24 protein-coding genes and 1 riboswitch are annotated in these 26,439 nt (G+C 35.9%); all 24 genes read right to left on the bottom strand.

All coding sequences use genetic code 11. The annotated features are described in order from the left end of the window. Positions 1-579: a CDP-diacylglycerol--glycerol-3-phosphate 3-phosphatidyltransferase gene (pgsA, locus tag AC1Q8L_RS13645; RefSeq protein ID WP_001052977.1), complete on the bottom strand. Its 579-nt coding sequence runs from the start codon at positions 577-579 to the stop codon at positions 1-3. 63 nt (positions 580-642) lie between these two features. Further along, entirely contained in the window at positions 643-1,554 is a 912-nt protein-coding gene (locus AC1Q8L_RS13640; protein WP_000137474.1) for a helix-turn-helix domain-containing protein, read from the bottom strand. 21 nt (positions 1,555-1,575) lie between these two features. Further along, on the bottom strand, positions 1,576-2,361 hold the full coding sequence (locus tag AC1Q8L_RS13635) for a DUF3388 domain-containing protein (protein WP_000574107.1): 786 nt from the start codon (positions 2,359-2,361) through the stop codon (positions 1,576-1,578). Positions 2,362-2,499: 138 nt separating this feature from the next. Next, on the bottom strand, positions 2,500-2,748 hold the full coding sequence (locus tag AC1Q8L_RS13630; RefSeq protein ID WP_000114444.1) for a DUF3243 domain-containing protein: 249 nt from the start codon (positions 2,746-2,748) through the stop codon (positions 2,500-2,502). A 75-nt stretch (positions 2,749-2,823) separates the two neighbouring features. Continuing rightward, positions 2,824-3,537, bottom strand: coding sequence for an elongation factor P 5-aminopentanone reductase (gene ymfI / locus AC1Q8L_RS13625; protein ID WP_000759626.1), 714 nt, complete (start codon positions 3,535-3,537; stop codon positions 2,824-2,826). A gap of 100 nt (positions 3,538-3,637) precedes the next feature. After that, positions 3,638-4,924: an EF-P 5-aminopentanol modification-associated protein YfmH gene (yfmH, locus tag AC1Q8L_RS13620; RefSeq protein WP_000411277.1), complete on the bottom strand. Its 1,287-nt coding sequence runs from the start codon at positions 4,922-4,924 to the stop codon at positions 3,638-3,640. After that, positions 4,925-6,199 (bottom strand): EF-P 5-aminopentanol modification-associated protein YfmF, encoded by a 1,275-nt coding sequence (gene yfmF, locus AC1Q8L_RS13615; protein WP_000772413.1) that lies wholly within the window; start codon positions 6,197-6,199, stop codon positions 4,925-4,927. A 209-nt stretch (positions 6,200-6,408) separates the two neighbouring features. Beyond that, positions 6,409-7,368, bottom strand: coding sequence for an ABC transporter permease (locus AC1Q8L_RS13610; protein WP_000008857.1), 960 nt, complete (start codon positions 7,366-7,368; stop codon positions 6,409-6,411). Next, positions 7,369-8,427 carry an ABC transporter permease gene (locus AC1Q8L_RS13605; protein ID WP_001085255.1) on the bottom strand — a complete coding sequence of 353 codons (1,059 nt, stop codon included), beginning with the start codon at positions 8,425-8,427 and terminating at the stop codon, positions 7,369-7,371. Continuing rightward, positions 8,420-9,952: an ABC transporter ATP-binding protein gene (locus AC1Q8L_RS13600; RefSeq protein WP_000456925.1), complete on the bottom strand. Its 1,533-nt coding sequence runs from the start codon at positions 9,950-9,952 to the stop codon at positions 8,420-8,422. The genes AC1Q8L_RS13605 and AC1Q8L_RS13600 overlap by 8 nt, the downstream gene beginning before the upstream one ends. A gap of 117 nt (positions 9,953-10,069) precedes the next feature. Beyond that, positions 10,070-11,146, bottom strand: coding sequence for a BMP family lipoprotein (locus AC1Q8L_RS13595; RefSeq protein WP_000725773.1), 1,077 nt, complete (start codon positions 11,144-11,146; stop codon positions 10,070-10,072). Positions 11,147-11,238: 92 nt separating this feature from the next. Continuing rightward, entirely contained in the window at positions 11,239-11,964 is a 726-nt protein-coding gene (locus AC1Q8L_RS13590; protein WP_000114182.1) for a GntR family transcriptional regulator, read from the bottom strand. Between the two features lie 233 nt (positions 11,965-12,197). Then, positions 12,198-12,299: riboswitch (purine riboswitch) on the bottom strand. A 203-nt stretch (positions 12,300-12,502) separates the two neighbouring features. Next, positions 12,503-14,884 carry a DNA translocase FtsK gene (locus AC1Q8L_RS13585; protein ID WP_001118792.1) on the bottom strand — a complete coding sequence of 794 codons (2,382 nt, stop codon included), beginning with the start codon at positions 14,882-14,884 and terminating at the stop codon, positions 12,503-12,505. Positions 14,885-15,096: 212 nt separating this feature from the next. Further along, entirely contained in the window at positions 15,097-15,300 is a 204-nt protein-coding gene (locus tag AC1Q8L_RS13580) for a YlzJ-like family protein (protein WP_000605020.1), read from the bottom strand. After that, entirely contained in the window at positions 15,297-16,046 is a 750-nt protein-coding gene (gene tepA / locus AC1Q8L_RS13575) for a translocation-enhancing protein TepA (RefSeq protein ID WP_000139807.1), read from the bottom strand. Before tepA ends, AC1Q8L_RS13580 begins: the two co-directional genes overlap by 4 nt. A gap of 103 nt (positions 16,047-16,149) precedes the next feature. Continuing rightward, the gene (locus AC1Q8L_RS13570; protein WP_000823089.1) at positions 16,150-17,820 is read right to left on the bottom strand and encodes a ribonuclease J; all 1,671 of its coding nucleotides are present in this window, start codon (positions 17,818-17,820) and stop codon (positions 16,150-16,152) included. A 926-nt stretch (positions 17,821-18,746) separates the two neighbouring features. Further along, positions 18,747-19,625, bottom strand: coding sequence for a 4-hydroxy-tetrahydrodipicolinate synthase (gene dapA / locus AC1Q8L_RS13565; protein ID WP_000564763.1), 879 nt, complete (start codon positions 19,623-19,625; stop codon positions 18,747-18,749). A gap of 11 nt (positions 19,626-19,636) precedes the next feature. After that, entirely contained in the window at positions 19,637-20,869 is a 1,233-nt protein-coding gene (gene dapG, locus AC1Q8L_RS13560) for an aspartate kinase (protein ID WP_000692450.1), read from the bottom strand. Between the two features lie 23 nt (positions 20,870-20,892). After that, a complete protein-coding gene (asd, locus tag AC1Q8L_RS13555) occupies positions 20,893-21,939 on the bottom strand; it encodes an aspartate-semialdehyde dehydrogenase (protein WP_000414846.1) in 1,047 nt (348 codons plus the stop codon). 150 nt (positions 21,940-22,089) lie between these two features. After that, positions 22,090-22,689: a dipicolinate synthase subunit B gene (dpaB, locus tag AC1Q8L_RS13550; protein ID WP_000053596.1), complete on the bottom strand. Its 600-nt coding sequence runs from the start codon at positions 22,687-22,689 to the stop codon at positions 22,090-22,092. Continuing rightward, a complete protein-coding gene (dpaA, locus tag AC1Q8L_RS13545; RefSeq protein ID WP_000954735.1) occupies positions 22,686-23,588 on the bottom strand; it encodes a dipicolinic acid synthetase subunit A in 903 nt (300 codons plus the stop codon). Before dpaA ends, dpaB begins: the two co-directional genes overlap by 4 nt. A 170-nt stretch (positions 23,589-23,758) precedes the next feature. Next, positions 23,759-24,010 carry a YlmC/YmxH family sporulation protein gene (locus AC1Q8L_RS13540; protein WP_001239757.1) on the bottom strand — a complete coding sequence of 84 codons (252 nt, stop codon included), beginning with the start codon at positions 24,008-24,010 and terminating at the stop codon, positions 23,759-23,761. A gap of 134 nt (positions 24,011-24,144) precedes the next feature. After that, positions 24,145-25,386, bottom strand: coding sequence for a M16 family metallopeptidase (locus AC1Q8L_RS13535; RefSeq protein ID WP_000593001.1), 1,242 nt, complete (start codon positions 25,384-25,386; stop codon positions 24,145-24,147). Positions 25,387-25,473: 87 nt separating this feature from the next. Then, a complete protein-coding gene (locus AC1Q8L_RS13530) occupies positions 25,474-26,373 on the bottom strand; it encodes a polysaccharide deacetylase family protein (protein ID WP_000868221.1) in 900 nt (299 codons plus the stop codon). Positions 26,374-26,439: the final 66 nt, after the last annotated feature.

The raw sequence follows: 26,439 nt of genomic DNA, 5'->3' as shown, positions 1-26,439 counted from the left end.
CTATTTTGAGTTTACAAAAGCAGCTCTATTTTTCCAGAAATAATCCCATCCTGAAATAACAGTAAAGATTAATGCAATCCATATGAAGATATCCGCAACTGGAATATGGATTAAATTTAAAGGTACATCGTGTAATAAATATGCTGCAATCGCAATAATTTGTGTCCATGTCTTAATTTTCCCTAGCTGATTTGCCGCAACTACTTCCCCTGTTCCAGCAAGTACAAGACGTAAACCTGTTACAGCAAACTCACGACTGATAATTACAATAACAATCCAAGCCGGTACATATCGCATCTCTACCAATGTAATAAGTGCTGCTGAAACCAGTAATTTATCAGCTAACGGATCAAGAAACTTTCCTAAGTTCGTTACAAGATTATACTTCCTTGCGTAATGTCCATCAATCCAATCTGTAGCTGAAGCAACGATAAAGATAAGTGCCCCCACTAAATGTTGAATTGGTAAATCAACATCACCAATTGTGTATGAACCCCAATTAAAGGGCGCTAACATAATTACCATGAAAATTGGAATTAAGAAGATTCTAGATATTGTAATTTTATTTGGTAAATTCACAGCTATTCCTCCATCATATCAAAAACATTTGTTCATTGAAAAAAGTCATCGAAGCGATGACTGTTATTGTGCAGGTTGCCCTATCCCTTGGTTTTTTATCACCAATCTTTGGTGAAGTTCTTTTTCTGGGTCCAATGGGAAAGCAACCACTTGGCCATTCAGTTTAACTTCAACATTCGTTGCATTTCCAATATTAAGTCGTACTTCTTTTAATGTTGATACATCACGTTTTTCTGTTTGACCACCTTGTACTGTAGTGTTTAAAATTTCGTTACCCGCATCATCTTTAACATCTACATAGCTTGTACCCTTCGCTATGATTTCCAATTCTAACGTTTTATTATTATGAATTTCCAAAGTAGATACCTTACCAGTTGTTCCAACTACTTTCACTTCTTGCTGTCCCGTTGGTGGTGCTGGTTGCTCTTCTTTCTTTGGTTCTTCTTTCTTTGGTTCCTCTTTTTTTGGTTCTTCCGCTTTCGCTTCATCTTTCTTCGTATCTAACGGAGAATCTTTTGCTTTTTGAACTTCAATTTTCTCACTTTGAGCACTCGGAACTTTTTCATCATCTTTTCCAGTTAACGCTTGAAACACAAACCAGATTACCACTCCAACTGCGATTACTAACAACGCAACTAAGATTTTCGGCATGTGATCTGCAATTGGCCATGATGAAGATTTTTGCATTGTTTCTTGTGTTTTTTGTCCCGTTGATACTTGTGGAACTTCACGCTTCTCAGATTGTGGTATCGTACTCTGATGTTCTACAAGCAGTTCCTCTCCATTTAATCCAACCGCATCTGCGTATTGTTTAATGAATGCACGCGCATAAAAAGCTCCTGGCAATACATCATAATTGCCTTCTTCAATTGCCACTAAATGGCGTTTTTGAATTTTTGTAATCTCATGCAGCTGATCAATAGTCAAGCCTTTCGCTTCTCTTGCTTCTTTCAGCTTTTGTCCCAATTCCGTCACTACTAACACCTCAATATTTCTTTAAAAGTCAAACATAGAGAAATTATTTTGCGTACCTTGCTCAATTTCATCTACTAAATTATATTGAATTTCTTCATCATAATCGTTGCGCAACTCGATAATATAATCAAAATCATCCAATGTGTATTCTGACTGACTCACAAATACATCAGGATGTTCTACAACTTTTGTTGCAGGCAATCTCATAATTTCACGAACGAGCTGCCAATGTCTTTCGTTAGCACGCTTCGTTGACACAATTCCATCTAGGATGAAAATATTGTCATCGCTATACTCATCTTCAATTAATTGACTACGAACAGTTTGCTTAATAAGAGTAGATGATACAAATAACCACCTTTTATTTGCACAAACACTTGCAGCAACAATGGATTCTGTTTTTCCGACACGAGGCATTCCGCGTATCCCAATTAGTTTATGGCCTTCTTTTTTCATAATTTCTGCCATAAAGTCTACAAGTAAGCCTAATTCATCACGCACAAATCGAAATGTTTTCTTATCATCTGCATCTCGTTGTATGTACCTACCATGCCTAACTGCTAGCTTATCTCTTAGCTTGGGCGGACGATATTTCGTTACCGTTATGTTATCCATCGTATTTAAAATTGATTCAAGTCTAGAGATTTGCTCTTGATTATCACACATAAGAAGTAACCCACGTCGTGCATTATCTACACCATTAATTGTGACAATATTAATGCCGAGCATACCGATTAACGAAGAAACGTCACCAAGCAAGCCAGGTCGGTTTTTATGTATTTCATATTCAAAATACCATTCAATCATCCAAGATCACTCCCCTTGCTTACTTTACACCTACGTACTATATTATATGATTTCACCTTAATAGGGAAGCTAAATGTATAATCTATCCTGTGTAATTATTATACAAAAAAAGTAGAGAGGAGAATCTCCTCTCTACTTTTACTTATGTTGTACAAACTTAACCATTAAGTTTGCAATGGTATGTTGCTCCTGTTCATCAGCAACTTTCCAAAGCTCAGCTAATAATTTCTCTTGGTCATTGCGTCCTTCTACTTCATTAGCAAGGTAGTCGCCAACACGAAATGCCATATCTGATACCGCACCGCCGTCTAAACCTTTTCCTTGCGCTTGCTCTAAACGATCTCCTAAAAAGCTCTTCCACTGATCAAAATTATCTAATACTGACATAATTAAGCACCTCACTATTGAGTAATAAAATCATGCTTAATTTGTGCAACTATTCATTTTTTATGTAAGAAATTTTTAGCAGTGCCAACCACCATTCACTCCGATGATTTGTCCAGTTATGTAAGATGCTCCTGGTGATACGAGGAATGCAACTGTTTTTGCTACTTCTTCTGGTAACCCTATTCTACCTAATGGTATATCTTCAGCAATTCCCATTTTATCTTCTTCAGAAAAAACACTTAACATTTCCGTTTCAATCGCTCCTGGTGCTACCGCATTCACACGTAATCCACTTAAAGACACTTCTTTCGCCAAAGCTTTCACATATGAATTTTGCGCCCCTTTTACCATTGAATAAAGCACTTCACAAGAAGCCCCTATTTGTCCCCATATAGATGAAACAATTACAATATTACCACTTCTCCTCCCAATCATAGGCGGAAGTGCCATTGAAAGTAATTTATATACGTTCTTCACTTGAAGTTCTACCATATAATCCAATTCATCGTTTGTTACATCTGTTACTAGTCCAAAAATACTCTTCCCAGCTGCATATACAATAACATCAATAGGATGTTCAATTTGTCTCCACAATTGCTCTGCTCCATCACTAGAAGCCAAATTCGCTTGCACAGGGATAACTTCCCCCCATGCTTTCTGCAATTCCAATACCTTTCCTTCACTGTTATTGTAATGAACATAAACTGTATATCCATCTTGAATTAATTGTTTCGAAATAGCAGAGCCAATCCCTCCGCTCCCTCCAGTTACTAACGCATACTTTTTCATAAATTCCCTCTCTTATCTCTACAAGTTCACTTTTCACACAACTAAATAATACCCTCATCTTACAATTTTTCAATGATAAGATGAGGGTATCTTTAAAATGTTATTTTTTCGGTAACACCTGACAAACACTCATTTTTTCTTCTGATAACAATAATTTTGCTACTTCTTGTAAGTCTTGAACGGTTAGCCCTTCTAATACAGTCAATGCATCAAATAGACTAGATTCATTAAACGCATATCGTGTAAATTGATTTGCAATATATTCTGGTGAATTCAACGAGCGTAAAAAACCACCAATTTTCTTTTTCTTCACTCGTTCTAATGCCGCCGCATCTAATTGATCATAATCTGTTTTTAATAAAATATCTTTTAAACGATCTGCCAATTCATCAGGTTGTTTCGTATCACCGCCAACCATTGCAAAACCGAAGTTATTTTCTTCTGTATAGTCATACGAGAATGAATCATCAATAAGCCCTTCATTATATAAAGCTTCGTAATGAACAGAACTTTTTCCAAATAAATAATCTAAAAGTAACGTAAGCGCAATTTCTTGTTTTAAAAGCGCTTGCCCTTTTTCTTTTAAATTAGTCGCTTTAATACCAACTAAACATTTCGGTGTTTGCACAGGCATTGAAATAATTTTTTTCTTTTCATTTACCTCATTTGGTTCCTCTTCAAATGAACGCACAATTTCTGGCTGGTTTTTATAATCTTTTTTTGCTTGATTTTCACGTACTAAATCCATTGTTTTCTCTGGATCAATTGCACCCACAACAAATAATAACATATTGCTCGGATGATAAAATGTTTCATAACATTCATATAATAAATCTTTCGTAATTTTACTAATAGATTCGATTGTCCCTGCAATATCAATTTTAATTGGGTGTTTTACAAACAAGCTATCAATTAACCCAAAGTACAAACGCCAATCTGGGTTATCTTGATACATTTGAATTTCTTGCCCAATAATCCCCTTCTCTTTTTCAACTGTTTTTTCAGAGAAATAAGGCTCTTGCACAAAGTTTAGTAATGTATTTAAATTTTGTTCTACGTTTGAAGTACATGAAAAAAGGTAAGCTGTTCGTGTGAAGGATGTAAAAGCATTTGCCGATGCTCCTTGTTTACTAAACAATTGGAAAGCATCGTGATCTTCTTTTTCAAATAATTTATGCTCAAGAAAATGTGCAATCCCATCAGGTACACGAATCATTTCTTCTTTCCCTAATGGTACAAATGTATTATCTACTGAACCATATTTCGTTGTAAACGTCGCAAATGTTTTATTAAATCCTTGTTTCGGTAAAACATATACATCTAATCCATTAGGAAGTTTTTCATAATAGAGTGTTTCTTTTAATTGCTCATAAATAATTTTCTCCATTTACTCTCCCTCCGTTCCTTGTAAAAAGTAAATTGTATCTAGTTCAATATTTTTAGCAACTTTTACAATTTCTTCTTTTGTCACACTTTCTATACCTGTAAGCCATTCTTCAACTGGACGTGTACGATCTGAAATAATACCATGATATAGCATTTCTACAAATCCACGCGGTGTATCAATCGCCTCTAATATTTGATTTTGGATGACACTTTTTGTTTGATGTATTTCTTCTTCAGAAAACTCTCCGTTTTGCATCGCAAGCATTTGTTCTTTAATAATCTCAACTGCTTTTTCATAATTTTTCGCTTCAATTCCTGACATAACAAATAATAAACCTTTATGACTTTCAAAGCGCGATGCTGCATAGTACGCTAAACTATTTTTTTCACGCACATTTACGAATAACTTCGAATGAGAAAAACCACCAAACAATCCATTGAACAATTGCAATGCAAAATAATCTTCATCTTTATATGTGACAAATGTACGATAACCGATGTGTAATTTACTTTGTTTTAATTCTTGTTTTTCAACAACTTCTTTTTCTTCATTATTTCGTCTATGAAGGAGTACATTTCTTTCTCTCACTGGACGAGCTGAAATAGAAAAATACTTACTTACAAGATCAACGGCGTTTTCTGAAATATCACCAATAATATATAGATCCATCTCATCTTCCGCTAACACCTTTTGATAATATTGATACAGACTTTCATTTGTAATAGAAGCAACACTCTCTTTTTTTCCATTTGCACTTAAACGATACGGTTCTACTTTGCACATTTCTTCAATTAAACGCTCGTTTGCATAACGCATTTTATCGTCATAAGTAGCTTCAATTCTCTGTAACAGTGCTCTTTTTTCACTTTCTACGATAGAAGGTAGGAAACCGTTCCCCTCCGTCGCTGGATGTAACACAATATCCGACAACATAGAAAGCGCTTTTTCAAATAACGGTGGTGCATCATGTAAATATACTTCATTTGCAATGTCTACATAAATGGAGATAATATGGTCTTCCCCTTTTTTACTTACATCTACTGCTAAAGAAGACCCGTATAATTCTTCTAAATATTGACGAAGACGAATTACAGAAGGTAATTTTTCTGTCGCACTTTGCAATACGTATGGCAATAGGGCACGCTCTGTCACCGTCTCCTCATTTAAAGGCGCTTTAAAACGAAATACAAAGGTATTCGTTTTATATTTATCAGTCGGAATAATATGTACGCGCAAACCACCTAACTCATGTAGTTGTTGTTCCATTAGTTTCATTTATAGCCCTCCTTTACGTATATAGGAATATTCCTCTTCAATATACAGTTTTTAGAAATAAAAAATCAACTTTTCTTCCTTATTATGCTTACATATGATTCTTTCTAAAAACTTTAATATGTAAGGAACATAGTACAATTCCGTATTAAATATATTCTATGTAAAAAAGCCCACACTAATGTGCGAGCTTTTTTATACTTATAAAATACTTATCGTTTTCCTTTTTCATAAGGAGTTCCTAATGCTTTCGGAGCTTCAGAACGACCTACAAAACCAACAAGCGCTAATATTGTGAATACATATGGTAATATCGTTAATAAAACACTTGGAATTTGATCTAATACAGGAATTGTTCCGCCCGTTACACTAAGAGATTGTGCAAAACCAAAGAATAGAGCTGCACCTAGTGCGCCTAGTGGATTCCACTTTCCAAAAATCATAGCAGCTAAAGCTAAGAAACCTTGTCCTGTAATAGTTGCCCCTGAGAAGTTATTAGAAATTGACATTGCAAAAATCGCTCCACCAATTCCAGCAAACACTCCTGAAATACAGACTCCAATATAGCGCATTTTATATACGTTAATCCCCATCGTATCCGCTGCCATTGGGTGTTCACCAACAGCACGTAGACGAAGACCGAACGGTGTTTTATAAATAACATACCAAACAACGAATGCTAAAATAATGGCAATATACGACGTTATTGGTACGTTCGAGAAAAATATTTTCCCTAAAACCGGAATATCCGAAAGGCCTGGAATATCAATCTTTTCAATACGATACTGAATAAAGTCAGTCTGCCCTTTATCAAAAATCTTCTTAATTGCAAATACCGTTAAACCAAGAGATAAGAAGTTAATTGCTACACCACTTACAACTTGATCTGCTCGGAATGTAATAGAAGCTACCGCATGAAGTAATGCAAATAATCCACTACCAATTGCCGCAAATAATAACGCAATCCACGGAGTCATCGTTCCCCAAGTATCACCCATTAATAAGTTTGTAACAACTCCAATAAATGCACCAAATAGCATTAGTCCTTCTAATCCGATATTTACAACACCCGATCGTTCACTAAATACACCACCTAGTGCTGTGAAAATGATAGGTGCCGATGTATATAACGTACCCGTCACAAGAATGGCTAATATATCTAAAAAGCTCATTTATTTCCCCTCCTTGCTCATGCGTGTAAGCGCCCATCTTAACACATAACTACATGCAACAAAGAAGATGATACATGCAATAATTACATTAATAAGCTCTGATGGTACATCTGCCTCAAAGTTCATTTGAGGGGAAGCACTTTTCAAACCACCAAATAATAAAGCTGAAAGGATTATCCCAAACGGATTATTCCCTCCAAGTAATGCTACAGCAATCCCATCAAATCCTACTCCTGTAAACGAAGACATCGCTGTCATACTCTGGAATGTTCCTAATCCTTCCATCGCTCCACCAATCCCCGCAAATGCACCAGCAATTGTCATGGAGAATACTACATTACGAGAAACTTTCATACCTGCATATTGAGAAGCATGCTGATTAAATCCTACCGACTTTAATTCGTAGCCTAAAGTTGTTCGATCTAATAAGAACCACATTAAAATAGCAATTAATATTGCTACAATAATTCCCCAGTGAAGACGCGAACCATCAGTAATAGAAGCAAGCCAGTCTGAAGATAGTGATGCACTCTCTTTAATGTCATACGTTTTATCATTACCTTCATGTAAAAAGCGCTTAATGATGTCATATGTTACATATAATGCGATATAGTTCATCATAATTGTTACAATAACCTCATTAACTTGAAACTTTCCTTTTAAATATCCAGGAATGAAGCCCCAAATTCCTCCTACCAATGCTGCGAATAAAATAGATAATGGAATATGAAGGAAAGCTGGTAGTGAAACTGCATAACCGAACCAAACCGCTGCAAGCCAACCAACTAGCAATTGACCCTCTACCCCGATATTAAATAAACCTGTACGAAATGCAAACGCCACTGATAAACCAGCAAGAATAAGCGGTATCATTGTACGAAGCGTTTCACCAATCGCACTTGCGCTGCCGAACATCCCTGTCCAAAGTGCACTATAACCCACAATTGGATCATAACCACTAACTAGCATTACAATCGCTCCGACAAGTAAGCCAAAAATAACGGATAGTACTGGGACTAAAATATTTATCGTTCGTTCTGTTAAAAGTTTTTTAGCCATTTGTACCCACCTGCTCCTTCTTTGTTCCTCCAGCCATTAACAATCCAAGCTGTTGTTCATTCGTTTCTTTCGCATCAACTATTGCTACAATTTTCCCTTCATAAATAACAGCAATTCGATCGCTAACATTTAAGATTTCATCTAACTCTAGTGATAAAAGTAATACACCTTTCCCTTTATCCCTTTGCTCTATTAATCTCTTATGAATAAATTCAATTGCTCCTACATCTAAACCACGTGTTGGCTGTGCTGCGATTAATAAATCCGGATCACGGTCTACTTCACGTGCAATAATTGCTTTTTGTTGATTTCCCCCAGATAGAGCGCGTGCTAACGTTTGCTCACTAGGTGTACGTACATCAAACTGTTCAATAAGAGCCTTTGCTTTTTCTGTAATTTTGCTGAAATTTAAAATCCCTTTCTTTGAAAACGGATTCTTATAGTACGTTTGCAGAACTATATTATCTCTAACAGAAAAATCAAGGACGAGTCCGTGTTTATGACGATCTTCTGGAATATGACCAATTCCTTCTTCTGTTATTCTTCTAACAGGCCAATTTGTTATTTCTTTCCCTTTAATTGCAATAGAACCTGACTCAACTTTTCGTAAACCAGTAATTGCTTCTATTAATTCACTTTGTCCGTTTCCATCAATCCCTGCAATCCCAACAATTTCCCCCGCACGAACAGTTAAGTCAAGGCCTTTTACAGCAGGTAGTTGACGTGCATCGTGAACAACAAGGTTTGCAATTGAAAGTACCTCTTCTTTTGGTTTCGCGTCTATTTTTTCTGTTTTAAAATTCACTTGACGTCCGACCATTAATTCTGCAAGTTTATTTTCATCCGTATTTGCAACGTCAACCGTTCCAATTCCTTTTCCTTTACGAATAATCGTACAACGATCGCAAACTTCCATAATTTCTTTCAACTTATGTGTAATAAGAACAATAGATTTTCCTTCTTGCACAAGCTTTTTCATAATTTGAATTAGCTCATGAATTTCTTGCGGTGTTAACACAGCTGTCGGTTCATCAAATATTAAAATTTCTGCACCGCGGTAAAGAGTTTTTAATATCTCAACACGCTGTTGCATACCAACTGAAATATCCTGTATTTTCGCATATGGATCTACAGCTAAACCGTATTGTTCAGACAGTTTTTGAATTTCTTTAGCAGCTTCCTCAACAGCAATTTTCCCTTTTTTCTTCGGTTCATTTCCGAGAATAATATTTTCTGTAACTGTAAAATTATGAACAAGCATAAAGTGCTGATGAACCATTCCAATACCAAGGTCATTTGCCACATTCGGATTGGTAATGTTTACAGACTTTCCTTTAATTTTAATTTCACCTTGTTCTGGTTGGTACAAACCAAATAGTACATTCATCAATGTGGATTTCCCTGCACCATTTTCTCCAAGTAAAGCATGTATCTCACCCTGCTTTACTTGCAGCGTAATATCATCATTCGCTACAATGCCTGGGAATACTTTCGTAATGTTATTCATCTCAATTACGTATTCCATTGTGTTCCTCCTTTTAACAGGGAACATTCCCTATTACACTATTAACTTATTAAGCAATTCGGAAGTTTTATACATACAAAGGTTAGTTCTATGAACTAACCTTTGCTATTTCTCTATTTATTTTTTTAGAGAAGCTTCATATTCTTTATACTCTTTATCTGTAGCTGGTACTTTAATTTCACCGTCTGTAATTTTCTTTTCAAGCTCTTCTACTTTTGTTAAAATTTCAGGGTTAACTTTTTTCACGTTGTCAGTTGTTTTTGCAATACCAACACCGTCATCTTTTAAACCAAACGCTTCTACTTTACCGCCTTTTAACTTACCGTCTTTCGCTTCTTGTGCTACTTTTTCAACAGCGATATCTACACGTTTTACCATTGAAGTTAATGTTACGTTTTCAGGCATACCTTCTTGGTTTTGGTCACGGTCAACACCGATTACCCAAACATTTTCACCTTTTTTCTTACGGTTTTTCGCTTCAGTGAATACACCGTTACCTGTACCACCAGCAGCATGGTAAATTACGTCTACGCCTTGACCGTACATTGCTGATGCAAGAACTGTACCTTTTTCAGGTTTATCGAATGCTTCTGCATATTCAGATACGATTTCAATGTTTGGATTTACTGCTTTTGCACCCGCTTTAAATCCATTTTCGAATTTACTAATTAAATCACTCTTCATCCCACCAACAAATCCTACTTTATTTGATTTTGTTGACATAGCTGCTACCGCACCTACAAGGAATGATCCTTCATGATCTTTAAATGTAATGCTCGTTACGTTTGGTGCATCTACTACAGTATCAACGATTGCAAATTGTTGTTTTGGAGATTCTTTTGCTACTTCTTTAATTGCACCTTCTAATTTATAACCAATTCCGAAAGATAAATCATACTTATCTTTTGAAAATTTCTTTAAGTTTGGAATATAATCCGCTTCTTTTTCAGACTGTAGGTAACGATAATTTGTCTTTTCCTTTAATCCATTATCTTTACCAAACTTTTTTAGTCCTTCCCAAGAAGATTGGTTGAACGATTTGTCATCAACGCCCCCAACATCCGTTACCATACCAACCTTGAAGTCTTTCGTGTCTTTCTTGTCACTGCTTGCCTTATCCGAGTTACCACATGCACCTAAAACTGTACTTGCTACTAATGTTAATGATAATAAAAGACCTGCTTTTTTCTTCATACTAGAAACCCCTCCAAAAATGATATATATTTATTTATTCTTTCGCTGCTGTCCCTTACTTCTTGCTGTCACCTCCCTAAAAAGGAACTTACCTACATACGCTTTCTTAATACGTGGAAGCTAAACTTATCAGCTCTAAAGTAATTGATAGAATATAAGATTGGCTCATCATTTTGATCATAGTGCATTTGTTTTAATACAAGCAGTGCTGTTTCAGGCTCACATTCTAAAATTGGTGAGATTTTAGGGTGATAGCCAATTGGCTCAATGTGAGCAACCGCATATGTTATGCGCTTATGCGTGTTATTATGTATCACCGTTAATAATGATTCCTCATTGTAACCCGATAAATCTGGCAATATTTCTTTTGCAAGTTTATCGATACAATATACAACAGGTTCCCCATCTGCTGTACGCACGCGTTCAATCATCACTGCATTAAAACCATCTTCACTATTAAACTTCTCTTTTTCCTCTTCTGTTAAAGTTGTAGTAGATGATGATAAAAAAATCGTTCCTGGTGTTTTCCCCACACTAGAAATCATATCTGTAATACTAGAAAGTTGTTCTATTCCAGAAGAAAATAATGGCTTTGCATTTACAAATGTCCCTACACCATGTCTACGAATGACAACATTTTCTTCTTCTAAAATACGTAACGCTTCCCTTAAAGTCGCTCTACTTACGCCAAGTTCTTTCGCTAAATCAAACTCTGATGGTAACTTTTGTCGTTCTTTATAAGCCCCATCTTTAATTTTTTCTTTGATGTGATCAATCACCCGTAAATATAGGTGACGACTATCGGATTTTACTGACATAAGACTCCCCCGCATTTCAATTATTCGACCTCTGATGTAAGACTTCTTTTCTCTTTTTTCAACTTACAACATAGTACAAATGACTAACCACTAAAAATAAGCACAATTGTCGAATAAATAATAATAATTTTTTAAAATGAAATTTTCACTCTTTACTGTATAAAAAAAACTTTGCACCATAAACATTCCTCATTTCGAGAAAAAGTTCGGCACAAAGATCCTTTACATCCTTTGTTACACACTTTTCCCCTCATAGTCTAGCAATTCATGGTTGCCAGGTAGAAACTTATGGACCTTATCTCCAAGATTATATGAGGCAGTGATTCTTTTCGAAGTAATCTTACCACTTGCTCTCATACGTGTCAACAAAATCCAACATTTTTCTGTATTAAATATCGAACATTTACATAAAACACACTCAAAGTATTCGTATTCTATAGGGACCTTATAAATGTAAGCCCTTTCTTTGTTGCTGAGTATAGTATATAACAAAAACACTATATAAAAAAGCCTAATTGTAAAAACAATTAGGCTTTTTTTAAGAACTTTTTTCTTGTACATCATTAATGAGTACTTCTCTCGGTTTACTACCTTCATATGGACCTACTACACCATTCATTTCCATTGCATCAATTAGACGAGCAGCTCGCGTATAACCTACTCTAAACCTACGTTGTAGCATAGAAACAGATGCTGTTTGCATTTCCACTACAAGTTGAACCGCTTCATCATATAATTCATCTTCTACTTCCTGCTTCGTATCAGGAACATCTTGCGGAATCATATCTTCTTGATATTGTGCTTTTTGCTGTCCAATAACATATTCTACAACTCTCTCAACTTCATCATCTGATAAAAATGCACCTTGTACACGTACAGGTTTCGATGCACCAATTGGTATAAACAGCATGTCGCCACGACCTAGTAGCTTTTCTGCACCACCACCGTCAAGAATTGTACGAGAATCTGTTTGAGAAGATACAGCGAATGCAATACGTGATGGAATATTTGCTTTAATAACACCCGTAATAACGTCAACTGACGGACGTTGCGTTGCAATAATTAAATGAATACCAGCAGCACGAGCCATTTGCGCTAGACGCATAATCGCATCCTCTACATCAGACGAAGCAACCATCATTAAATCTGCTAACTCGTCCACAATTACTACAATATACGGTAATTCGGGTTGTTTCGCTTCTGATTGACTATTATGTTCTTTTATATAATCATTGTATCCTTCAATGTTACGTGTACCACTATGAGCAAATAATTCATAACGACGTTCCATCTCACTCACAACTTTTTTCAATGCTTGCGATGCTTTTTTCGGATCAGTTACAACTGGCGTTAACAAATGAGGCACACCGTTATATACATTTAACTCTACCATTTTCGGGTCAATCATCATTAATTTTACTTCATGCGGTTTTGCACGCATTAAAATACTAACAATAATACCATTAATACATACACTTTTCCCGCTACCTGTCGCACCAGCTACGAGTAAATGGGGCATTTTATTTAAACGGGCTAATACAGCTTCACCTGTAATATCTCGGCCAAGACCAATTAACAACTTCTCTTCCGGATGATTATTAGCCTTAGAATCAAGAACTTCCCTCAGCGTTACCATCGAAACTTCTGAGTTCGGAACTTCGATCCCTACAGCTGATTTCCCGGGAATTGGCGCCTCAATACGAATGTCCTTTGCAGCTAAAGCAAGGGCTAAATCATCACTTAAACTGACAATTTTGCTTACCTTTACCCCCATATCAGGATACACTTCATATTTTGTAACTGCAGGACCTCTATGCACTTTGGTTACTTTCGCTTTCACTCCGAAACTTTGGAATGTACGTTCTAATTTACGAGCATTCTCATAAATTTCCGCGTTTTCATTTGTAACTTGCTTATTCTTTGGAAATTTTAATATATCAAGTGAAGGAAGCTTGTAATCTTTATTTTCTACATTTGAAAATTGCATAGGAGGTGCTTGCGCTTCACTCTCTAACGATTCAACAATTTTTTCTCCACGCTTTTTCTTTGATTCTTCAATTGGTGGAGTCTCTTCAATAAACGGTGAAGTGATCAAATCTTCTTGCTCTACTTCAATTCGTTTATCCTCTTCTTCATTTACAGGATAATTCTCAGTGAAATTTGAAATAATTGGCGGATCAATTTGGATTTCTTCCATCGGCTCAATAACTTCTTCTTGTTCTGCAGCACGTTTGCTTCTTGTACTTCTTGTTGTTTTTTTCTTTTCTGTTTGTTCAGCCGTTCTTTTGGATCTCCAATCTTTATAATCCCCTTGTATCACTTGAAATTGACTTCTAAGAATTCTACCAACTGGAGCTAACACTTCTCCAATATGTTTATTTGTTATACAGAGTACCCCGAGAATAACTAAAATAATTCCAATGATATAGGCTCCTACTTCGTCGAATAGGAAGTAACATGTCGCGAACATAAGCGCACCAAACATACCACCACCTAAATGAACGCTATCTGGCCCTTTTTTCATTTCAAGAAAGAAGTTATCTTTCGTACTCACAATAACAGAAGTATTTTGCACTGCTCCATCTTTTGTAAGAAGGTTAAATAATGTAATATGACTAAACATTAATATTGCCAATACAATTAAATAAAATCCAATTAACCGTTTATTTAAAAGGTTCGGCCATCCGCGTTTTATAACAAAGGAAACCGATAAAGCTATTACACCTAACACACCAATTATGTACCACTCACCAAAGAAGAAGCGAAAAAATAACACAAACGATTTCCCTACAACGCCTAGCTGTAAAATCGTAATGATCGAAAGTGCAAAAAGAGTTAAACCGACGATTTCATAATACAAAGTTGGCTTTATCGTACGTCTTGCCTTTGCCTTCGTCCCTCTTTGCTTTTGTTTTGCCATTTCTTCACCTCGTGTTCTACATATAAGTAAAGCTCTCCTAAAAACGCTCTATTTATATGTCTGTTTTCTCTATTTTTCAGGTCTTTATATCTTCTATTTTTACACTTCTTGTAAAATGCTAAATAAACAGAAGAAAGCAGCCTACTCATGGCTGCTCAACCGTCTTGTTTTTTATATTATACCATAGCTTCTAAACAAAATCCTTCTTTTTGCTAAAAGGTTATTTTCTGACCTGGCTCAAACTCTAAATAGTGAAGTGGGTCCGTACTTAGCACACGTACAATAGAATAACACCCATGTTCCTCTTCAGAAACCATTAATTCCACACCATTTATATTTACAACTTTTTGACTTTCACATTGTGAATAATCGGCCGGATACACAAGTTGCTCTGGCATAATTGTATATAAAATCATTGTAACATTGTCCCTTCTGCACTACCTTCCGCGCGAACATCGATTAATTCGTTTAATTTTCGAATTGCATTTCCAATACCACCAACATCATCTATAAGACCGTACTTTACTGCATCCCCACCAATTACATTCGTCCCAATATCTCGCGTTAAATTTCCTTTCGCAAACATAAGCTCTTTAAAACGATCTTCTGTTACTTTCGAGTGCTTCGTCACAAAACGAATGACTCTTTCTTGCATCTTATCCAAATACTCAAATGTTTGTGGCACACCTATGACAAGACCTGTTAAACGAATCGGATGAATTGTCATCGTCGCAGTTTCCGCAATAAACGAATAGTCAGTAGAAACAGCAATCGGTACACCAATGGAATGTCCCCCACCTAAAACTAAAGATACTGTTGGCTTTGAAAGTGAAGCTACCATTTCAGAAATTGCTAGTCCAGCTTCAACGTCACCTCCAACCGTATTTAATATTAACAGCAAACCTTCAATTTTTGGATTTTGTTCAATCGCAACAATTTGCGGAATGATATGCTCGTATTTTGTTGTTTTATTTTGCGGCGGTAATTGAACATGACCTTCCACTTGTCCGATAATCGTTAAACAATGAATACGTGATTCATTCATCTGTGGTACATTTGTCTGTCCAAGCTGTTGAATTTTTTCTACTATTGAAGCCTCTTTTCCAGCTTCTTTTGGCTCAGCTTCTTTTTCTTCATTTGTATATCGATCACGTTCTGTCATTTCGCATCCCCTTTCACTCGTATATAACTATTATTTCTTAAGTTATAAATTTCATTCGATAGGGTTAAAAAGAAAAAAAGATCACCCATAAGGGTGATCTTTTTTATACTTCCATAATAATCGGTAAAATCATAGGTTTTCTCTTTGTCTCTTCGTACAAGAACTGTCCTAATAATTCACGAATATTTTGTTTTAACATTGACCATTCAATCGAATATTCTTTAATTGACTGCTCAACAATCATACGTACAATCTCTGTAGATCGTTCAATTAACGCTTCTGATTCACGAACATATACGAAACCACGTGAAATGATTTCTGGACCAGAGATAATTTTCTTTTCATCTTTACCAAGTGTTACAACAACTACTAATATTCCATCTTGAGATAACATCTTTCTATCTCGAAGAACGATATTACCAACGTCACCTACACCTAATCCATCAATTAAAACATTACCAGCTTGTACTTTACCGACTAAGTTCGCTTCATCGTCACCAAAAGCAATTACATCACCTTTTTCTACGATAAAGATATTTTCTCTTGTAATACCTACATCTTCAGCTAAATACGCATGTGCTTTTTGCATACGAAACTCACCATGTACGGGTACAAAGTACTTCGGTTTCATTAAATTTAACATTAATTTTAATTCTTCTTGGCTACCGTGACCTGAAACGTGAACTTTTCTTTCGCCGTAATAAACAACTTCAGCTCCAGCTCTAAATAACAAATCAATAATTTTTGATACAGATATTTCATTACCCGGAATTGGCGAAGCAGCAATGATAACAGTATCACCTTTACGAATTGAAATTTGTTTATGTGCTTGTTTTGCCATTCTAGATAGAGCAGCCATCGGTTCACCTTGACTACCTGTCGTTAAAATAGCTACCTTTTTCTCTGGGAAGTTGTCTACTTCTTGTAATGAAATAACCATACCTTCTGGAACATCTAAATAACCAAGACGTCTTGCAATGTCTACTACTTTCACCATACTACGTCCTACTACCGCTACTTTTCGCCCTGTTTCGGCAGCTGCATCAAATACTTGTTGAATACGATGTACATTCGATGCAAATGAAGCAACGATAATACGACCTTCTGCACCGTAGAACACTTTAGAAATTTCTACACCAACTTCTTTTTCTGAACCTGTATACCCTGGACGCTCTGCATTTGTACTATCAGATAATAGGCAAAGTACACCTTCATTTCCGATTTGCGCCATTTTCCCAAGATCTGCTCCACTATTTCCAATTGGAGTTTGATCGAATTTAAAGTCTCCCGTATATACGATTGCACCTTTTGATGTATGGAAACAAACGCCAACAGAATCCGGAATACTATGTGTCGTTCCGAAGAATGACACTGTTGTAGTGTTAAACTCTACTGTTGAATTTGAATCGATTGTTTTTAGGTCTACACGGCCTAACATGCCCGCTTCACCAAGTTTTTCTTGTATAAGTCCTACTGTTAATTTCGTTGCATAGACTGGAATAGATAATTTACGAAGCACATACACAATTCCACCAATATGATCTTCATGACCGTGAGTAATAAATAAACCTTTTACTCGCTCTTGATTTTCCACTAAATATGTAATATCAGGAATAACGATATCAATTCCAAACATTTCATCTCCCGGGAACATTAACCCCGCATCTACGATAAAGATTTCAGAATCAATTTCAACACAGTACATGTTTTTCCCGATTTCACCTACTCCACCAAGAGCAAATACTTTAACAGACTCATTCTCTTTTCTCTTCATGTTGTTGCCTGGTTTAAAAATCTTGCAAACACTGATTTCACTAAAATTGCAGAGACACCAGGGGAAACTCTACAACCACCATATTTTCACCGTCCAAGACGAATGTCCTTACCGTTATGCGATATCATGTCCTTGTTTATTTTTTAAACCAGGTTTCACCTCTCTTTCATTATATAAATCAAATATCTTATTCGATATGATATGAAAATTTAATTAAATTATAATTTTTCCCAATTTTGCTAAGCATACCCGTACTAAGCTACTTAGCCATATTATACCTGATACAAGAAATAGAACACAAGTTAAATCGTGCGAAAGAAAAAGTAAAAGAAAGGAACAGCACTAAAAGTATATGGCTTATTTCCGCTGCTTTTATACTCCATGTTATTTGAAAAAATAACTTAAACACTTTAAATTACTTTCATTTGATGGATTTCCTAGATTTTTTTCTTGAATTGCACAAAAACACTTATAAAATGAAGCTTTTTTATAGATTACGTCATATTTGAGGCAATTCCTATAAACACATAATCGAAAGTATTTTCTGTACTAGCAACTACTTTTCAACAAAATTAAAGATGTAAGATCCTTTTCTTATAAACATTGCATTACATGACAAAAGGCTATGAATTACAAAATCTAATAGAAATTTAATAAGGTTAAATTTTTAGCAGGATTTGACAGCCATTATCGAGAAAAAGATGTTGGAACCAAATTAATGAAAGAACAATATCATACTTTAACAAGTAGAGAACGCGTAGCGTAATATACTCGTTTTCAACATAAAATGTTTTCTATATTATAGGGTCATATACAGACGAGAAAGGCGATCCTAAAATCATTTTACAAAAGATTCACTTTAAAACAGATTCAAACATTTTCATATCAATAAAAAAATGACCTAGTTTCACACTAGGTCATTTTTATTAACGAGGAATAGATTGCATTACAGATTGTAACGTTACTCTTTCTTCTTCTGTTAATGGAAGAAGTGGTAAACGTACAGAACCTACATCTAATCCAACCATTTGTAACGCTGTTTTTACTGGAGTTGGACTTGGCGCCATAAATAACGAATCAGTTACTCTTACAAGTAATTGATGTAATTTTTGTGCCTTTTTAAACTCTCCTGCTTGAAATGCTGTAATCATTTCTTGCATTTCATTTCCGATAACATGAGATGCTACCGAAACGATACCTTTAGCCCCAACTGCCATAGCCGGTAACGTTAAACCGTCATCACCGCTGTATACCGCAAAGTCGTCCGCTGTTTTTTCAATGATTTCTGTCATTGTCAACACATCGCCGCCGGCATCTTTAATAGCAACAATGTTTTCTATTTCTGATAAACGAACAACTGTATCAACGGAGATTTGTACAATAGATCGTCCTGGAACGTTATATAGCATAACCGGAAGCGGCGTACTTTCAGCAATTGCTTTAAAATGCTGATACATTCCTTCTTGACTCGGCTTATTATAATACGGTGCTACTAGCATTACTGCATCCACACCAACTTCTGTTGCCTTTTTAGTTAAGTCAATAGAAGCATGCGTATTATTGCTACCTGTTCCAGCGATTACGGGCACTCTTTTATCGACAACAGATACGACATGGCGATATAACGCTACCTTCTCTTCTGAAGTTAATGTAGGAGATTCTCCTGTCGTTCCTCCTACCACGATTGCTGTTGTACCGTTATCAATTAAATAATTTACCAATTTCGTTGTCTTTGCAAAATCGATATTCCCGTTTATATCAAACGGTGTTACCATCGCGGTTGCAATTGTCCCAAAATCTATCATGGTCTCACTCCTTATTGTTCCAGTTGCTTTTCTTTTGAAAGCTCAAACGCACTATGTAATGCATTTACAGCCTCCACTAAATCAGTTTCTTTTACAAGAACCCAAATTGTTGTATGACTATCTGCCGATTGCAGGATTTGAATACCTTTTTCCGCTAAAGCTGTAACGATTTTCGCAGTAACCCCTGGGTATCCTGCCATTCCAGCTCCAACGATAGATACTTTCGCACAATGCTCTGTCACAATTGGCTCATATCCAAGGTTCTTTAATAATTTAACTGCATGACTTGATACATTATCACTCACCGTATATGCTACACCAGTAGGTGAAATATTAATTAAATCGACACTTATTCCTTCGTTCGCCATCTCTTTAAACACATGTTGTTGCAAATCATATGCCGTTTCTTTTGCAAGCACTTTAATTTGCGTTACGTTTGATACGTGGGCGATACCTGTAACAGGACGTTCTTCTACATCACGACCTCTTGTAGCACCGTCATATGCTGAAATAAGCGTACCTTCACTATCAGAATACGTAGAACGTACACGAAGTGGCACTTTTGCATGCATCGCAATTTCAACTGCACGTGGATGAACGACTTTCGCACCTTGATAAGCCATGTTACAAATTTCGTTATACGTTACAGTTTGAAGATGACGTGCATCTTTTACAATACGAGGATCCGCAGTCATAACACCTTCTACATCAGTGAATATATCGATGTATTCAGCATGAAGTGCAACACCTAATGCTGAAGCTGAAGTATCACTACCTCCGCGTCCAAGTGTTGTCGTATCACCTTTTTTCGTTTGCCCTTGGAATCCTGTAACGACGATTACATCTACATTTTCTAACTCTTCATGTATACGATCGCAATTCATTTCAATAATCTTTGCATTCGTAAAGTCATCATTCGTTACAAAACCAGCTTGTGCACCATTTAATGCTGCTGCTTTTATACCGTTCTCATTCAACATATTAGAGAAAACAATTGCAGAGATTAACTCTCCGCACGATAATAATAAATCTTGCTCACGTTTAGAAATAGTAGATTCCTCTTGATTTACAAGACTTAATAACGTATCCGTTGCATATGGTTCACCTTTACGACCCATAGCAGATACGACAGTAACTACTTTATAACCAGCAGCTAATGATTTCTTTATATGATGAAGCGCATGCTTACGTCCATTGTCATCACGTACTGATGTGCCACCAAATTTTTGAACAATTATTTTCATATTTTGCACCTTCTCTTAGCCGTTTACACTAATTGTAATTTTACTAAGCGCTCTGCAATTTGAACAGAATTCCATGCAGCGCCTTTTAATAAGTTATCAGATACGACCCAAAGATGGAATCCTTTATCGTTATTTAAATCTTTACGGATTCTTCCAACGAATACTTCGTTTTTACCTACTGCAGTAGCTGGCATTGGATATAACTGCTCTTCTGGATTATCTTGCAGAACAATACCTTCCGCATTTGCAAGTAAGCTCTTTAATTCTGCTACTGTTACGCCTTCTTTTTCTACTTCGATGTAAACAGACTCAGAGTGTCCTGATACAACTGGTAAACGTACACATGTTGCCGCTACTTCTAATTCAGGCATATGCATAATTTTTTTTGTTTCGTTAATCATTTTCATTTCTTCAAATGTAAATCCATTATCTTGGAACTTATCAATCTGTGGAATCGCATTAAAAGCAATTGGGAAATGCTTCTTATCACCTGATACAGGAAGAACATTTGCCTTAACTTCTTCGCCATTTAAGATTGCTTGTGATTGTTCATGAAGTTCTTCAATAGCTGCCGCACCAGCACCTGATACAGCTTGATATGTGGAAACGATTACTCGTTTTAAACCATATTGCTGACGAACTGGCTCAAGAGCTACTACCATTTGAATTGTAGAACAGTTTGGATTTGCAATAATACCATTATGTTCTTTTAAGTCGTTTTCATTTACTTCAGGTACAACAAGTGGCACGTTTTCTGTCATACGGAATGCACTTGTATTATCAACAACAATCGCACCGCGTTTTGCTGCTTCTGGCGCTAATTGTTTCGATACAGATCCACCAGCACTAAATAGTGCGATATCTACTCCTTCAAAGCTTTCAGGAGTTGCCTCTTGAACTGTAAATTCTTCGCCTTTAAATACAAGTTTCTTACCTGCAGATCGTTTAGATGAAAGTAACGTTAATTTCCCGATTGGAAATTCTCGTTTCTCTAAAGTATTTAACATTTGTTCACCAACTGCGCCGGTTGCTCCAACTACAGCGACATGAAAAGTTTTTTGCTTTTCCATCACTATGCCCCTTTCTAGATACCAATCCTTCTATAACTTAGAATCAGAAGGAGTATACAATACCCCTTCTAATCTTAATAACGTTAATTTTATCATATTCTACAGTAAGAATGATGGTTTCATCAAAAATTGTCCGTTTTTTTTCGTTTTTTAATTCATATATCTGAATTTTTCTACGACCACCGGTTGCAATTGCTTTCCTTGCAGCGCTTCTAATACTGTATCTTCCAGTAACTCCATACGAGCTACCATTGAGTTCGGTTTTTTCTCTGGCGCATCTTGACCGAATGGGACGAAATAGATATTTTTTGTGGCCATTAGGCGCATGAGATTTACCCCATTTAATCCTAAAGCATCATTCGTCGAAACTGCCAATACGACAGGCTTGCCATTTCTTAGCGTCGCTTTTGCTGCCATTAGTACTGGAGAATCTGTCATTGCATTTGCAAATTTACTCATAGAATTTCCTGTTAAAGGAGCGATTACCATGCAGTCTAATGGAATTTTAGGTCCAAGTGGCTCTGCTCCAACAATTGAATTAATTGCTTTAAAACCTGTTATTTCTTCAATCTTCTTAATCCACTCTGCTCCTTCTCCAAATCTAGTATTTGTTGATTGAACAGTGTATGAAACAACGGGACGTACTTCTGCCCCTTCAGCAATTAATTTTTCTAAGTGCGGCATAACTTCCTCATACGTACAATGTGAACCCGTAAATCCGAAACCAATTCGTTTCCCCTTCAAACTCATTTCTTTTCCTCCTCCTTTGCAATTGCATCTGCTGCTAATAACTGAGAAAGAACATTTGCTAAAATTTGCCCGGCCGTTTTGGGAGCAACAATACCTGGTAATCCAGGTGCTAGCAACGCTTTGACTCCTCTTTTTTCCGCATATCTAAAGTCAGTACCACCTGGTTTAGAAGCTAAATCAATCACTAACGTATGAGCTGGCATTTTTGCAATAACATTCGCTGTTACAACGAGGTGCGGAATTGTATTGATTACAATATCGATATTCCCTACTTCTTTCTCTATGTCTTGCATATGAAAAGGAGAAAACATCATTTCTGTAATACGTGCAATATGTTCAGATCGTCTTGCTCCAACTTTGACATGGGCTCCTAATGATTGAAATGCTCTCGCAACACTCATTCCTGTTCTACCAAATCCTAGAACCATTACATTGGACCCATGAATTGTATAGTCGGTATGTTGAATTACCATCATTAATGTACCTTCTACAGTTGGAATAGAATTGTATATTGCCACATCATCACGATCAAATAATTTAACAAGTTTTCGGTTCGTAGTAGATACGAGATTTTCCAAGTAAGGTGTACCAATACCCGAATATATAGTAAAGTGTTCTGGTGTATTTTCAATTTGTTCTTTCGTTATTGAAACTTTTTCATTTGAAAAAATAGTATCTACTTCTCCTTTAGCATTTGTACCTGCAACCGGCAAAATGATTGCGTCTACAGAAGTGAAATCTAAATTTTGTATACTTTCTTTTGCTGCCCCTGTGAAACCATGATCTAACTGATCAAACCCTATCAAAGAAAGTTTCGCATCCAATTCAACTAGCTTACGAATTACTTCTAGCTGCCTTGCATCTCCTCCTATGACAGCAATATGCATCTCAGTCAACATTCCCTAATTCACCTTCTTTTTCTGTCATTTATAAGAAAAGTGCCTACTTTTTCTTTTTCCTCCACATCATATGTAATGTACGAGTTTATGGTGATTGAAAATCCAAATGCACATATGATTTATCAGGTTTCTATGTAGATACAAAAAAAGATGACCAAAATGGCCATCCTTCACTCCGAATTTGAACGATCTATACTATCACAAAGAAGCATATCATGTCCGACTTTCTTTATTTGATTCCATGCCACCCTTACTTCTTGTGGTTCCTTTTTAAAACCTCCCCACTTCCCTACAGGTATTATAAGTGTTTGTATTTGTCCGTCTTTCTCATTAATCTCTAAATCCATATAACCTAAGACTCCCATTTTTTCCGCTTTTTCTATATCTACAACCTCTTTACCACTTAATTCACTTAATCGCATACATACTCCACTCCCCTACTGAATTTTTCATTTGCATTGTCTATAATTAGTACCTATTCTATATGTATAAAAAAAATAACCTTCTCTCATTTAAAAAGAGAGAAGGTTATTATCAGATACATCATAAAAATCGATTATAGTTTTATTCCTTTTGGAAGTTTTCCGTCTGGACTAATAAGTGCCGCAGAGAATTCATCAGTAAACATGTTGCGAATTAATCCGTCCACATTTTCTTTTGTTACAGTGTTTACACTTTCAATAATCTCATCAAGTGAACGATGTTTACGAAGAAGCAATTCATTTTTACCGTTACGACTCATACGGCTATTTGTACTTTCTAAACTTAACATTAAGTTTCCTTTTAATTGCTCTTTACTATTCATAAGCTCTTTTTCTGTAATACCTGTATTTTTCAATGTCTCTAATGTTTCTTGCATTGTTTCATACAGTGTATCTAATTGTTGGCTACCTGTTCCACCGTAAAGTGTTAACATACCTGTATCTTCATAAGAAGAGTGGTAAGAAAATACCGAGTAAGCTAATCCACGTTGCTCACGTACTTCTTGGAATAAACGGCTACTCATGCTACCGCCTAAAACATTATTTAATACAATTAAGTTATAAATATCTTCGTGTCCCATTTGTAAGCCTTTATATCCTAGACATAAATGAGCTTGTTCCGTTTCCTTTTTACGGGCTACCTTATTGAAATGGAAAATTGGGCTATGTACTTGTTCACGGTTTGTTGTTCCTTCATAACTACCGAAATATTGCTCCACTGTTTGTAAAAATGCTTCATCAATATTTCCTGCAACTGATACAACTACATTTTCAGGTGTGTAATGATCTTTTATATATTGACGTAACGTATCACCTGTAAACGTATTAAGCGTTTCTTCTGTTCCTAAAATAGGATATCCAAGTGGATGCGTTTCATATGTTGCTTTCGTTAACATATCATGCACAATATCATCTGGCGCATCTTCGTACATTTTAATTTCTTCACATACGACATTCTTCTCTTTTTTCAGTTCTTCCTCATCAAATGTTGAATTAAAGAACATATCTGCTAAAACATCTAAAGCATATTTAGCATGCTCATCTAATACTTTTGCATAGTAACAAGTATATTCTTTTGAAGTAAATGCATTCACTTGACCACCAATGCTATCAAATGATTCTGCAATCTCTCGTGCACTACGTGTTTCTGTCCCTTTAAAGAACATATGCTCTAAAAAGTGAGAAATCCCATTATTTTTTTCATTTTCATTTCTTGATCCCGCATGGATCCAAATACCAATTGCAACCGATCTTACAGTTGGTATATTCTCCATAACTATTCTTACACCATTTTTACAAGTATATTTTTTAATCAAAAACTTTCCTCCTACTGCCAGTTTCTCTAAATAAAACGCTATTATTTAATGATAACAAGTTTAAGGATGAATGTCATGCAAATGTATTTAATCCACACGTTTTTCATCCAGTAATTCAGTTATATTCCCCACTTTATATCTTTGTTCCTTCAATTTTATAATCATTGTTTCTAAAGCCTCTGCTGTAGACGAAGTAGGATGCATTAATATGATAGCACCTGGATGTATTTTTCTCATTACTCTCTGCAATAGTACATCCGGCTCAGGTCGCTTCCAATCGATCGTATCTACAGTCCACATAATCGTTCCCATTTGAAAATCATCTGCAATCTTTACGACTTCATCTCGAAAGCTTCCACTCGGCGGAGCAAACCATCTTACTTTTTGATTCGTTGCTACTTCTATCATTCGATTTGTTTTTTGTAACTGATCTCGTATTTCATCTGAAGATAACGTTTTCATATTAGGGTGTGTGTATGAGTGATTTCCAACTTCTTGTTTTGCATCGACAATCATTTTTGCAAACCGCAAATTTTCTTTCACCCAACGTCCTTCTAAAAAGAAAGTGGCCTTCACATCATGCTTTTTCAAGATTTCTAATATGCGAGGCAAATACTCATTTCCCCATGCCACATTTATTGTTAATCCTACCATCTTTTTATTTGGATGCCCTCTATAAATTGGAGCTGGTGATAAATCTTCCAAATGAACACTCGGTGAGACTTCTTTGAATTCAAGATATTTTTGATCAAATTCCTTTAGCTTCTTCATATTATTATACGATGCTTCAATATCCACTTGTCTTCCATTATATCCAGGTGTTGCCTTCCATATTTTATCAATCATCGCATTTTGAGGTGCAATCTCATACTGTTTTGCATGCTTTTGAATTTCTTCATGCAAGTTATCTTGTGCAAAAACAGAATAAGAGCCTAAACTGACATATAAAGAAAATATACATATGTATGCCAATATACGAACTTTCATATAAACCCTCCCAAATTAACTATATAAAAACATTTTCTTCTTATCTTTGTTAATTTGAGCGTTATA

The organism is Bacillus sp. GW823-FHT06A11, assembly GCF_058795355.1.
Note: the sequence above shows the minus strand (reverse complement) of the source record. Positions and strands in the feature narration are given on the sequence as shown.